At 65.2% G+C, this 12560-nt stretch carries 7 protein-coding genes; 2 read left to right on the top strand and 5 right to left on the bottom strand.

Annotated elements, in window-relative coordinates; translation table 11 throughout:
• Positions 1–58 precede the first annotated feature (58 nt).
• From Pla175_RS15025 to Pla175_RS15010, 4 genes are all read right to left on the bottom strand, one after another.
• Positions 59–4513, bottom strand: coding sequence for a hypothetical protein (locus Pla175_RS15025; protein ID WP_145286608.1), 4455 nt, complete (start codon positions 4511–4513; stop codon positions 59–61).
• A 145-nt stretch (positions 4514–4658) separates the two neighbouring features.
• Positions 4659–5057, bottom strand: a complete 399-nt coding sequence (locus Pla175_RS15020; RefSeq protein WP_145286605.1) for a DUF4198 domain-containing protein — start codon at positions 5055–5057, stop codon at positions 4659–4661.
• Positions 5058–5139: 82 nt separating this feature from the next.
• Complete coding sequence (locus tag Pla175_RS15015) at positions 5140–6168, bottom strand: DUF1559 domain-containing protein (protein ID WP_197526862.1); 1029 nt, start codon at positions 6166–6168, stop codon at positions 5140–5142.
• A gap of 283 nt (positions 6169–6451) precedes the next feature.
• Entirely contained in the window at positions 6452–7261 is an 810-nt protein-coding gene (locus Pla175_RS15010) for a PEP-CTERM sorting domain-containing protein (protein WP_197526861.1), read from the bottom strand.
• A gap of 822 nt (positions 7262–8083) precedes the next feature.
• Here Pla175_RS15010 and Pla175_RS15005 point away from each other — a divergent pair.
• A complete protein-coding gene (locus Pla175_RS15005; protein WP_197526860.1) occupies positions 8084–8623 on the top strand; it encodes a sigma-70 family RNA polymerase sigma factor in 540 nt (179 codons plus the stop codon).
• 2 nt (positions 8624–8625) lie between these two features.
• Complete coding sequence (locus Pla175_RS15000; RefSeq protein WP_145286591.1) at positions 8626–10365, top strand: FecR domain-containing protein; 1740 nt, start codon at positions 8626–8628, stop codon at positions 10363–10365.
• A 733-nt stretch (positions 10366–11098) separates the two neighbouring features.
• Here the strand turns inward: Pla175_RS15000 and Pla175_RS14995 are convergent.
• Positions 11099–12559: a DUF1501 domain-containing protein gene (locus Pla175_RS14995; RefSeq protein ID WP_145286587.1), complete on the bottom strand. Its 1461-nt coding sequence runs from the start codon at positions 12557–12559 to the stop codon at positions 11099–11101.
• Position 12560 lies beyond the last annotated feature (1 nt).

The following is a 12560-nucleotide window of genomic DNA, read 5'->3' as shown; positions in this document are numbered from 1 at the left end:
GGAGCCGCCGGCGCGGCAAGCGGTCGCCGGTCGTCACACACGCAAACGAGCGGCTGCTTCAGCAGCCCGTTTCACAGCAGCCACGCTGTGCGACGCGTTGCTCGCGGGCGTCCTGGCCCGTACTTCGGTTCGTGCGGCAGACGGCAAGCACCCCGCTGACGGCCACGCCGATGAGAACCAGCGACGCCGGCTCCGGCACCGGGTTCACCAGGAGCGCGAAGTCAAGACCACCCAGCGGCGTGGTGCGCAAGGATTCATGGAGGATGTAGGCGTCGAACAGGTCGGTGACGCCGTCGTGATTCATGTCGCCGTCGAGCCACGTGTTCCAGTCGCCAACGATCAGGGTGTTCGTGGCGCCGGCAATGTGGTTCTCGCTGCCCCAGCCGAGCACGAAGCTATCGACGTCGAGCTGGTCGATGTCGCCGTCGCGGTTGACGTCGCCCTGCTTGAGCTCACCACCGGGAATCTGGGCGATCGCGTTGGCGATCCAGGCGTTGTCGGAGAACAGGTCGAAGTCTCCCCAGTCCTCGCCGTCCGAAAGAACGCCGGGCGTTCCGGTCTCGTTGTCGCCGTAGACATACATGCTGAGGTTGTCGACGGCCCCCGAGAAGTAGTTTCCGTAGAGCGGGTTGATGCCGTCGTTCGCCACCTGCGAGGCGCCCACCACGAGCTCGGTCGTGTAGTTGTTGGTCCCCCCTAGGGCGATGTTGCCGTTGTTGGCGGATACCGCGACGCCATCGACGTAGAGCACGCTGGTGAACGCTTGGGCGGCGCCGCTGCCAGGGACGACCTTGGGGCTCCCCGCTGCGCCGTGCGCGTAGACTTGTTGCATCACGTGGTACCACGTGTTACCCGCGGGGACAGCGACCGTGGCTGGAATGGCGTTCGAGCCGTTGATCCGCCCGGCATTGGTCTGCGTCCACTTTCCCTCTGCGGTAATCGCCGGCCCGCCGCTCTGGAGCGTATCGAACACCACGCTTTGAAAGCTGGTCGGGGCGCCGACCGAACCGAGTGCCGAAGCGTCGGGGTAGACCCAGAGCTGGAGGCCCCGCGCGGCGATCCCGTCGTAGTTGATCGGGTAGGTGGAGCCGCTGGCGAGCAACACGAGGTCGGCGAGCTCGTCCGGCCGGTTCAGGGGCAGCCCCGTAAGCCTGTCGTCCGTGCCGTCAAAACGGATGCCGACGTCGCCCGGGCTGGTTCCCCCCCTGGCGAGCGGCCCGGAGTTGACGTTCACGTACTGGGGCGACCCGTCCTGGTTGAGTCCCAGGTACGCACCGCTGGGGCCCTGGTTGTCGACCGTGTCCCCCGCGGCCGGGTTGGAGACGTTGGCGCCGACAACGACGCCCGGGGCCCCATTCTCGGGAACCGCCCCGCCGGCGCCGGCCGCGCCTTCGCCGAACAGCAGGAGGCGGTCGTTCGTCACCCCCGCCTGCAGCGGGCCGGCCGACAGGGCCACCAGCACGCCAACGCCGAGGGCCGCGAGAGATCGCCCAGACGCGGCGCCGCCCGCACGACCACGCGCCGCCAGCGTGGCGGCCGCCAACAGGCAGAACAGGCCGAGCGCGATCGCGCCGGGTTCGGGCACCGCCGCGGTTGCGGCCGATCCGACGGCCGAGGCCGCCGGCTGCCCAAAGCTGCTCTTCCACAGTGCGTAGTCGGCTTGATCGACGCCGCCCGAGTTGCTGCCGGCGCCGTTTAGGGACGATTCGTCCGCTGCGCCGAGGTTGTCACGCCAGACCGTGTAGTCCGCTGCGTTGACCAATCCGTCTGCGTTAAAGTCGCCTGGAAGGACCGAGCTGTCGTACTCGACGGTCCCGGTGATAACCTGACCGGTCCCGGCCAGGCGGTACTCGAAGGTAAGATCCCCGTCGTTCGCGGCGCCGAACACCGACGGGTCGAACGCCAACCCCAACGGGATGGACGCGCCGGCCTCGACGGTGGAGCTGCCGGTCAGGTAGGCCTCGGTCAGGGTTCCGTCGTCGCTGCCGCCCGACTGCTCCCAGCCGTTGCCGGACCCGTCGCCGGCAGGAAACCCGGACCGGTTCTGGTCCTGCAGGCTGTTCCACCCGTCGAACGACAGCGCCATGGCGTCGCTCTTGATCGTGTAGAAGTCGATGTCGTAGTCAACATTCGCGTTGGGGTTCTGCAACGATAGCGCGCCGGTCAGGGGGTTCGCGACGATCTTAAGCACGTTGATCGGCGGTCCGAGCGTGATCGTCGCCCGGAGCGCCGTCTCGTCGGCGCCGAAGTGACCGTTGATCCCGACCTCAAAGTCGATCGTATCGTTCTCCGCAAACGTGAGGCCTGTCAGGTCGAACGTGCCGGCGGCTTGCGTCAGTATCCCCGGCGTGCCCTGGGCGACGGTTCCGCCGGCCGTACTGAAGAGAGAGGTGTTGTTCTGATACACGGCGGCAGAAATCGACTGGGCGGCCGCGCCTCCGCCAACAATCAGGTCTCGGAAGCTGCCTGAGATGGCGCCCGAGCCCGCGGCAGCATTTAGCACATCGGCCGCGGAAATCGTGTAGCGGGCGATGACGAACGCATCGGCGTTGCCTCCTTGACCCGGGTGGAGGAGCAGGTCGGCGCCCACCACCGCGCCGTTGGCCTCTCCATTGCCGAAGATTTCGAACTCCGCCGAGCCGGCGGTGTTCGTGCCATAAACGGCCGCCGTTCCCGCGGTAGAAACGCCTACGAAACCTTGGTAGGCGGCGCCCACGTTGCCGACTTGACCAGCGGTAAGCGCCACCTCCGTCCCGCCATTGGCCGCAGTGGCGCCGAGGTAACTCCAGCCTGTCGGCGGCGTCGTTAACACGCCGGTAGGGCCGCCGGCGGCGGTAACGTAGTCCGCCGCGGCGTCGGCGATCACTTGGGCCGAACTGCTGGAGGCGGCGCCAATCGCGATGCCTGCCGCCAGGCAGGAGGGCAGCACCCGGGCCGCCAGAAGCCTTCTTCGTTGTCGCACGGCTGAACTCCTCTCTAGGTTAACTTCGTCGTGTTGATTGCAGGGGTCGCAATCGCCCTTCCGCCTGCTGAGCAACAGCAAGGCCGCCGCCCCCACCAGCAGGCAAGACGCCCCGGCCGGCTCCGGCACGGCGAGCGCGCTCGCGAGCGTCATCCCGGGGTTCGCGTTCTCGAAATCGGCCTTGAAGATCGCGAAGTCCTCGACGTCGTTGTCGAAGTCGCCGTCCAGGTCGCCCGCCTGATAGGCCAACGCCGGCAGCAAGCCAGCAAGGTCGGTGTCCAGGCCGTCGCGATAGACCATCCAGTCGTCGGTATCGATGTCGCCGTCGAAGTCGAGGTCCGATCGCTCGAACGCTGCGCCGTTGTTCCCGACGAAGCTGACCGGGATCGACAGCACGGCGCCGCCGCTAAGGAGCAGTTCCGCCCGAACGTCTTCTACCGGGTTCTGAAGCCAAGGTCCGAACGTGGTCGACCCGTCTCCGCTGCCGAGGTCGATGTCCAGCGACGCCGCGAGAAACGCCCCGTCGCCGCCGTCGGTTTCTAGCTCACTGAGCTCCGAACCGTCGCCCGGGTCCGCGGTCAGCTCCGTCCACGCGTCGTTGGGGTCGAGCTGATTGGGGCCGGGGTTGCCGACATCGTAGTTTCCTGCGATCGACCGCCACGCGCCGCGGTCCAAAGACCGCGACGGCGAGGAGATCTTGTAGCCAAGGATATTCAACGGAGTCACGCCCACGGACGTCTTGATCGCTATCGAGCCCGTGTCGCGATCGATCTCCAGGGAGGCCGAAACGTCTACCTCGTTCTCGGGCACAAGTGAGATCGTCGCACGAAGCGCCGCCTCGTCGGCGCCAAAGTGCCCGTTGATCCCTACCACAAAGTCGATCGTATCGTTCTGGGCAAACGTCAGGCCCGTCAGGTTGAAACTTCCAGCAGATTGCTCCAATATTCCTGGCGTTCCCTGAGCTGTTGTTCCGCCAAGAGCAGAGAAGAGGGAGGCCCCGTTCTGAAAAATTTCGACGCTCACCGACTGGGCGGCCGCGCCCCCCCCAACGACCAGTTCCCGGAAGCTGCCAGAGATGACGCCAGTCAAACCAGCAGAATTCGCGACGTCGGCGGCGGAAATCGTGTAGCGAGCGATGACAAACTGATCGGCATTACCAGCTTGGCCTGGGTGGAGCAGCAGGTCCGTACCGACAACCGCGCCGTTGGCGTCGCCATTGCTAAAAATCTCGAACTCCGCTGGGTCCGCGGTGTTCGTGCCATAGACGGCCGCCGTTCCGAAGCCAGAAACGCCGACGAAGCCTTGATAGGCAGGGTCCACGTTCCCGACTTGACCCGCGGTAAGCGTCACCTCGGCGCCGCCGTTGGCCGCATCGGCGCCCAGGTAGCTCCAGCCAGGAGGCGGCGTGGTCAACGCGGTGGTGGGGCCGCCGGCGGCAGCGACGTAGTCCGCCGCGGCGTCGGCGATCACCATTGCGTCGGTGCGGGACACAACCCCTTGGACGCAAAACATGGCGACCAGCAGGCCAACTCGGACTGCAAAAGTATTCATAACTATCGCTCCTGCCTCAATCGAAAAGTATCAAAGAGATGAGCAGACGACGCCCGCCGTGAGGCTGCGCTGCGGCTGTCGCCGCCACCGACGCGCTCTCCCGCTCCGGCGTACCGTGCCGCTAGCCCAGACTCGCCTGCAACGGCTAGCGCTTCGACTTCAACTCAAACGTGAATTCGCCCCCTTCAGGGGTGATCGTCGCTTTCAGGCCAGACTTCTTGGGGTCGGAGTACTCGCGTGGAATCTTGACGTAGCTCGACTCCGATCCGAGCAGGAGCGATTCTGTCTCCACCGTAACCAGGCACTCTCCCTTGGGCGCCGCGGTAATGGTGAACGTGCCATCGGAGCGGATCCCGGTGGACCCCCTCGAGTGCGGGGGCGTGGCAAGCGTGAAGCCAACCGTCCCCCCCTTGAGCGGTTGACCGTCCAGCAGCACGACCCCCGAGACCCTCGTCCGGTTGGAAGGAACGATGGGTTTCTCGGAGCACCCGCCGCACACCAGCAACACCGCGGCGAGCGCGAGCGCCATTCTGTTTCTCTTCATCTAGACCTCTTGTTCCACTGCTTGACGTTCCTGCGGGATTGCGAGACGCCCGGTGCGGCCTGCTGTTCTGGGTCGAGACGGGCTAGAGCACCGGCCCGCCGCTGCCGGCGGCCGCTGCCTCTGGGCAGTTGCTGTACAGGTTCAGCACACTGTTGTCGCCGCCGTCCTGGGGCAGGATCATGAACGACCACTCGTCATCCTCAACGTCGCCCCCCACGGTCTGCACGCTGCCGTCCATCATGAGGATGTTCATGGCGCCGGGGTGGGCGGTTTGAGTGGTGTTCTTGTTGCAATCGATCGGGTCTGGCGAGATCTGCGGCGGCTCGATCAGCGGCCTCACTACCGAGCCCTCCTTGATGCACCAAGAGAACACCGGGTCGTTGGGGGTGGGGAGCGTTCCCAGCCAGGCCGTGCGGCCGTTGGCCTGCTCCGAAGGGGTCGGGCAGACATAGTACCGCTCGGCGAACACCACGGTCTTGCTGGAGCCGTCGGTTGCCTTCGCGAACTTCATGTACGAGTCCTTAAACGGCTGCAGCGCCGTCTTGTTCGATTGGTAGTAGTTGCCAAGCGCCTGAACGTTGGCGACGTAGCTGGTGGTGCCAAACTGATTGCCGTTCGACCATGAATTGATGCCCGGCGTGTCCGAGCTCTGGTCCGAAGGGCACAGGTAGCCCGCCGGCGGCACCCCGTACGGGTTGTTCGCCAAGAAGAGCGTGGCGGTGTTCTGCGTGCTCTTGCTCGCGGAGGGGGTCTCGTTGCCGATGGTTTCGTACAGGACCGATTCCTCCATGAACGGGAGCAGGAAGTACTGGGCGGAGCTCAACACCGCGGGCCCAACCGCCGAGGGAGTGGAGGTTACGCGGGGGAAGTAGCCGCCGGCCTGGGGGAACTTCTGGTGAACGTCGTGGCAGTTGTGCAGCGCGATCCCGATCTGCTTGAGATGGTTCGTGCACATCGCCCGCCGCGCCGACTCCCGCGCCGACTGGACCGCGGGAAGCAGCATGGCGACCAGGATGCCGATGATCGCGATGACGACCAGCAGCTCAACGAGCGTGAAGCCGAGGCCGCGCACACGGCCAGAGGCTCCACAACCAGGGGCGATCGACTTCATACAACGCCTTTTGTTTGTTCCGTCCATGAAGGACTCCGGTCTCGAATGAGTGTCATGAAATTTCTCCGGGACTACTCCCCCGGCGAGAACCTCCCGCTTAGCGGCAGGCGCCGCTCCGCTCCGCCCACGGGCTCTGCGTCTACGGGCTCTGCTTCCAAGTGATCTGCTTCCAAGTGATCTGCTTCCAAGTGATCTGCTTCCAAGTGATCTGCTTCCAAGTGATGGGGGCCACGCCCCGCTGCCGCAGAACGTGGCCCCATCAAGATTGAGCGTCCATCCGCCATTAGCGTCGACGGGCCACCAAACCGATGCAGCCGATCGCAAGCAGCGCCAACGAGGCGGGCTCGGGTACTGTTGAAATAGTCGCTTGGAGCGCCGTTTCATCGGCGCCGAAATGGCCGTTGATGCCGACCACAAAGTCGATTGTATCGTTTTCTGCGAACGTGAGGCCTGTCAGGTTGAACGACCCAGCAGCTTGCGTCAAAACTCCCGGTGTATTCTGAGCGGCGGTTCCGCCAGCGACACTGAAGAGAGAGGCGCTGTTATGGTATACGGCGGCAGAAATCGACTGCGCGGCCGCGCCTCCACCCACAATCAGGTCTCGGAAGCTGCCCGAGATGACGCCGGCGCCGGGGGCGGCGCCAAGGGCGTCGGCAGCCGAGATCGTATAGCGGACGATCACGTACTCATCGGCGTTCCCGCCTTGACCCGGGTGCAGCAGCAGGTCGGCGCCTACAACGCCGCCGTTGGCGTCGCCATTGCTAAAGATCTCGAACTCTGCTGGGTCGGCCGTGTTGGTGCCGTAGACGGCCGCCGTTCCTGCGGTCGAGACGCCGACGAAACCTTGATAGGCCGCGCCCTGGTTGCCCACCGCGCCGGCCGTTAGCGCCGTTTCGGTTCCGCCGTTGACCGCGTCAGAGCCAAGGTAGCTCCAGCCGGTCGGCGGCGCCAACAGAGCAGCCGTAGGGCTGCCCGCGGCGGCGACGTAGTCTGCTGCGGCGTTAGCGATAATCGCCGCGGACGCCTGGGAAGCGGTCGCCAGCATGCCAAGCGTGGCGGTCAGTAGACCGAGCCGGTACACCAATCTCTTCATTAGATTCACCCTCATCTTCAAAAGGAAAAGCAACAAGTTGCAGAGGAAAAGACCACAAAAGGCACGGTTACTCTTCGAGATGCGCCGAAACGGCTCGGCGGCCTCGAGCAGCACGATGTGCACTCCAACAAGTCGAAGACTCAAGCTCCACAAAAAACTCAAAGTTCCGTTGGGGTCAAATGAATTGCGCGGTGCGGGCGTCGCCGCGAGGGCCGATTCGCCAAGCTTCCGCTCGCAAGCAAGGTCAATCAAGTTCTGTTGTAGGGTGTCGTCCGTAGGGAAGCCGGCGCCTCCGCTCCGGAGCGACCACGTAGGTTCTTCCGCCGTCGCCCTCTCAGCAGCCGGTTCGGCGCGCGGCATCTAAGCGCCACGGTGGCGTCAACGATCCCACTCCTGAACGAGCGCTCTGAATAGCCAAAAGCACCTTGAGCCACGACACCAGCCCCCGAACGACGGGCTCGAGTGTGAGGCCCCTCAGCCGCAACGAATCCGCCAGAGCGGACCGCATCGGCCATGAGTATTAGGCCGCTTCGATTCAGACCCGGACATTATTCTTCGAAGAAGTCGAAAGAAACTTCTGTCCCCGGCAGCGACTTGACCCCTGCGGGGCGAACTGGCTATTTTGCAGGGTCCCTTGAGCTGTGGGTGGGGCCGGCGCGGCGGCTGGTAGGGCTGCTGGGCTCACGCGGTTTGGTCCGGCAGGTCTGATCGGCGCCGGCCGCTGGGCGTTGCCTCTTTGCTCGGGGTCGACGGCCGGGTCCTCTCATCCCTATGCTTTGCTTGCGATTGCAAGAACGACGCCGACCACAGCCTGAGGAGGCCATGTCGCAACCACCCGGGCCAGCCGACAACGCGACCCGTTTTGTTTCGTTGCTGGCGGGCTGTGAGCGTCGGCTCGCCGCGTTCGTGCTCTCGGTTGTGCCGAATTTCGCCGACGCCGACGAGCTGCTGCAAGAGACCAAGCTCCGCCTGTGGCAGCAGTTTGACAACTACGACCCCAGCAAGTCTTTCGATACCTGGGCAAGGAGCATCGCCTACTATCAGGTGTTGTCTTATCGAAAGAAGCTAGGGAGAGAGAAGCTCGTGTTCTCGACCGAGCTGCTCGCCGCGTTGGAGTTGAGTTACTCGAACTGCGAGAAGGAGCTGGACCTTTACTCTCAATCGCTCGAGTCTTGCTTGAAGCGCCTGAGCAAGAAGAGCCAAGCGCTGCTGGCCCGCGTCTACGGGGGTCCCACACGCATGGACGAGGTTGCAAGGTCGTGTGGCATGACGCTCGCCGCCGCACAAAAGGCCCTGTACCGGAGCCGCGCTGCGCTGCATGAATGTATCGTCCGACGTATCCAGGCTGAAGGCAAGGCATAGCAATGGCGCAGTCAATGGAGGAAAGAGCGCTCTTCGATCAGGTGCACGAGGCGCTAACCCAGGCCCTGTTGACGGGTTCTCCCGAGGAAGGGATCGCGAAGCTCGAGTCCCTGCTCGCGTCCAACCCGAAGGCTCAACAGGTCTACCTTCGCTACGTCACGCAGACAGACATCCTGCGCCTATGGGGCGCGAGCAACGCGAATCGAAGCAGCGCGATCGGGTCGGACGTCGACCCAGAAGTCATGCTTGAGTTGCTCGAAGAAGCGGAGCGGATCGAGCAGCGCGCGCGCGAAGAAAGAGAAGCGCGTACGCTGGCGTTGCAGAACGCCGCGCAGTCGCTCCATCTTGCAGAATCATCAAGCCCCTCGGCGCCGCGTTCAAGATCGACCTGGGCGGTTTCCGTGGCGGCTTGGTCCACCGCGGCCCTGCTGCTGCTGATGCTGAGGTTTGTGGTTCTCCCCAAAGAGCCAGGGGGCCTGCCTATTGCGGCCGCCAGGCGGCCCGTGGCGACCATCAGTGATTCGGTCGACGCACAATGGTTTGCGGTTGGCGACGCAGACGAGCCGACAGCCCCCGGCGGGGCCAACGCCCCCCTTCGGCCCGGCAGGCAGGACCCCCAACCCTCCGGCGCCGGGGCGCGGATCAAGTCGGGGCGTTACAAGTTGACGGCCGGGCTGGTGCAGCTCCGGTTGGACAGCGGCGCGCACGCGATCTTGGAGGCCCCGCTGGAAATCGACTTGCAGGGCAAGAATCGCGTTCGGCTGGTGCAGGGGAAGCTGGTCGGGAGGGTTCCACCCGAGGCCTCCGGTTTCACGGTAGAGACCTCGCTCGCCACGATTGTCGACCTTGGCACCGAGTTCGGCGTTGAGGCGTCGCCAAAGATTGACGAGCTCCATGTGCACGTGTTTGAAGGGGGGGTCACGGTCGCGTCGCGGAGTGAGGCGGGCGGAGCGGACCAGGCCGGTGAGCCCCTTAGCCTATCAGCGGGCCAAGCCGCTTTCGTCGCCAGCAACCGCGCCGCCGTGATCGGACAGATCGACCAAGACCGCTTCATGCGCCGGCTGCCGACGACCATTCAGTACGTGGGCGTCGTCGAGGGCGAGGGCATGCACCTGCGATCACCGGCTCTATCGAAACCGCTCGATGTAGACGGCGACGACGTTTTCGGATCAGCGGGGTACTATTTTTTCAATGTCCGAGAGGTCGTCGATCGGAAGGGTTACGCTCCGGCCTACGAGAAGATGCTGTTTGAGAAGCCAGGCTTCCTCCGCGGTAGCCCGGAGTTCCCCGACGGGCTTGCCGCGTCGCGAGGTGTTTTTTCCGTGGGGGGACGCCAAGAGTACTTGGACATGGTCGACCCGCGGGCGCCCGACAACGGGGGTTCTGGCGCCGTCAAATCGGGCGTGCTGACCTATCCCGCGGATGAAGGGAACCCGCAGGACGCAGCGCCTGGTTCTGAGATTGAGATCTGCAGTCTCGCCCTCGGCGACGACCTCCCCCCAACCGGGTTTCGGCTGGGCGTGTTTACGGACAACGCGGACCTGCCGGAAACGGTGCCTGCTGAGATCCGAATCCGCATCAATGGCGTCGAGGCGAGTGTCGCGACCGAGAGCAAGGACCTGGACGGAGACCTCTACCTCTTCGACATCGGCCGCCCCCAGCAGGGGGACGTCATCGAGATTGATTTGCGGGTGCAAGGAAAGTACGCGTCTATCGGGGGGGTTACGTTCGACGTCCCGTAGGATCGGCTCAGGAGCTTCGCCACCAAATCGAGACTGACCACGAAGGTCACGACGGGGCACGAAGGACGTACGAAGGGATCGCCTTCGGACGATCGTCGATGGCGATGTCGACCTTAGGCATGCGCGCCTCCTGTGGTCAGTGTCACTGGGTCATGGGTCATCCCTGTTGACGTTCTTCGTGTGCTTCGTGGTTCGTTTTAGGATGGTGGACTCATTCTTGACCCATCCCCCGGGACAGCCGGAGCCCCCCTCCAGCGTCGCGTCCGGGCGTTCGCAACGGCGCAGGACCTCAGCAGGCGTCGCGGCGGCGTGCGTTCGCTGCTTACATTCGACGAACCCGATGGGCGCCCAGCCGCCGTCAATGCCGGCGGTCTTTCTAGAACGCGCTCGCAAATAGCCACCCCCGGCGGGATAATCGCGTAGCAATCGACCTCCGCCGGAGGAAGCCGAGCCGGGGGCGGTGCGCGCGGACGGCGCGGCCGGTCCGGCGGCGCCCGCTGCGCACGGTTTCGTCCCCGAGGTGTCCGATTGGGGGGAATTGTGTACGCCGGTCGGAGGGTTTTGTCCCGCCCAACGCGGCCGGCAGGCGCGTCGGTCGACGTAAGTCGTTACGCCACAGCAGCCGCCCCCCTCGGTTACCCGCGAGCCGACGAAAAACATGCCGCCAGACACCGGACAAAAGGACAAAACCATCGGCCGCGTTGGCGCGGGGCCGACGGAGGGCGGCGCGGCTTCAAGCGATGATGTCGTGCACCACGCGGCCGTGGACGTCGGTCAGGCGGAAGTCGCGTCCCATGAAGCGGTAGGTGAGCCGCTCGTGGTCGACCCCCATCAGGCGGAGGATGGTGGCCTGCAGGTCGTGGATGTGCACCGGGTTTTCCACCACGTTGTAGCAGTAGTCGTCGGTGGCGCCGTGCACGTGTCCCCGCTTGAGCCCGCCGCCGGCCATCCACAGCGAGAAGCAGCGGGGGTGGTGGTCGCGGCCTACATTGGGGTCCGAGAGCGGGTCGGACGACTTCGTCTGAGCCGTGACGCCGCGCCCGAACTCACCGGCCCAGACCACCAGGGTGTCGTCGAGCATGCCGCGTTGCTTGAGGTCTCTCACCAGGGCGGCCGAGGGCCGGTCGGAGGTAGCCGCTCGGGCGGGCGAGCGGGTCCGCATCTTGACGTGGTGGTCCCAGTCTCCGAGGAAGACCTGCACGAAGCGGACGTCGCGTTCCACCATGCGGCGGGCCATCAAGCAGTTGAAGGCGTACGTGCCGGGCTCCTTGGCCTCTTCGCCGTACAGGTCGAAGGTGGACTGAGGCTCCTGGGAGAGGTCGGCCAGCTCCGGGACGGACCGCTGCATCTTGTAGGCCATCTCGTACTGGGCGATCCGGGTCGTGATCTCTGGGTCGCTCCAGGCGTCGTGCTTGTGCTGGTTCAGCTCGGCCAGGGCGTCGAGCTGGAGCCGGCGGGTCTGGCGGTCGATGCCGGCGGGGTTCTTGAGGTAGAGCACCGGTTCGGCGCCGCCGCGGAGCTTGGCCGCTTGGTGCCTGGAGGGCAAGAAGCCGGCGCCCCAGTAGTAGTCGTACAGGGGTTGGTCGCCGGAGTTGCCCGTCTTGCTGACCAGCACGGCGAACTCCGGAAGGTTTGCGTTGAGCGTGCCGAGGCCGAAGCTCGACCAGGCGCCCAGGCTGGGCCGGCCCGGGAGCTGGCTGCCGGTGAGCATGAACGTGAGGGCAGGGGCGTGGTTGATGAAGTCGGTCTGCATCGAACGCACGACGCAGATGTCGTCTGCGATGCCGGCGATGTGGGGGATCCAGTCGCCCAGCTCGATGCCCGACTCGCCGTACGGCTTGAACGTGGTCACGGCGGGCATGACCGCCATCCGCGACTGGCCGGCGGTCATCGTCGTGAGCCGCTGGCCCATGCTGACCGAGCCGGGGAGTTCCTGACCGGAGCGGGCGACCAGTTGCGGCTTGGGGTCGAACAGCTCGATCTGCGACGGCGCGCCCGACTGCGTCAAGAAGATGACCCTCTTGGTCGTGGCCCGGTAGTGCAGGCCGCCGGTCGAGCCGAGCGGGGCGCCGCCGGCCTCCTTCGACAGCAGGGACTGAAGCGCCATGGCGCCCAGCCCGTAGCCGCCCCACTGCAAGACCTGGCGCCGATGGATCGCCAGCGGGTCGTTCGGGTTGTGGCTGGGGAAGGTCATC

Origin of the sequence: Pirellulimonas nuda, from assembly GCF_007750855.1 — a bacterium.
Classification (GTDB): domain Bacteria; phylum Planctomycetota; class Planctomycetia; order Pirellulales; family Lacipirellulaceae; genus Pirellulimonas; species Pirellulimonas nuda.
This window is presented reverse-complemented; position numbering and strand designations above follow the sequence as displayed.

Bases quoted from the DNA above. Each gene is read 5' to 3' on its own strand.
- Pla175_RS14995 (WP_145286587.1), bottom strand. From the start codon at position 12,559: ATGACCTTCCCCAGCCACAACCCGAACGACCCGCTGGCGATCCATCGG.
- Pla175_RS15025 (WP_145286608.1), bottom strand. From the start codon at position 4,513: ATGAATACTTTTGCAGTCCGAGTTGGCCTGCTGGTCGCCATGTTTTGC.
- Pla175_RS15015 (WP_197526862.1), bottom strand. From the start codon at position 6,168: ATGAAGTCGATCGCCCCTGGTTGTGGAGCCTCTGGCCGTGTGCGCGGC.
- Pla175_RS15000 (WP_145286591.1), top strand. From the start codon at position 8,626: ATGGCGCAGTCAATGGAGGAAAGAGCGCTCTTCGATCAGGTGCACGAG.
- Pla175_RS15010 (WP_197526861.1), bottom strand. From the start codon at position 7,261: ATGAAGAGATTGGTGTACCGGCTCGGTCTACTGACCGCCACGCTTGGC.
- Pla175_RS15020 (WP_145286605.1), bottom strand. From the start codon at position 5,057: ATGAAGAGAAACAGAATGGCGCTCGCGCTCGCCGCGGTGTTGCTGGTG.
- Pla175_RS15005 (WP_197526860.1), top strand. From the start codon at position 8,084: ATGTCGCAACCACCCGGGCCAGCCGACAACGCGACCCGTTTTGTTTCG.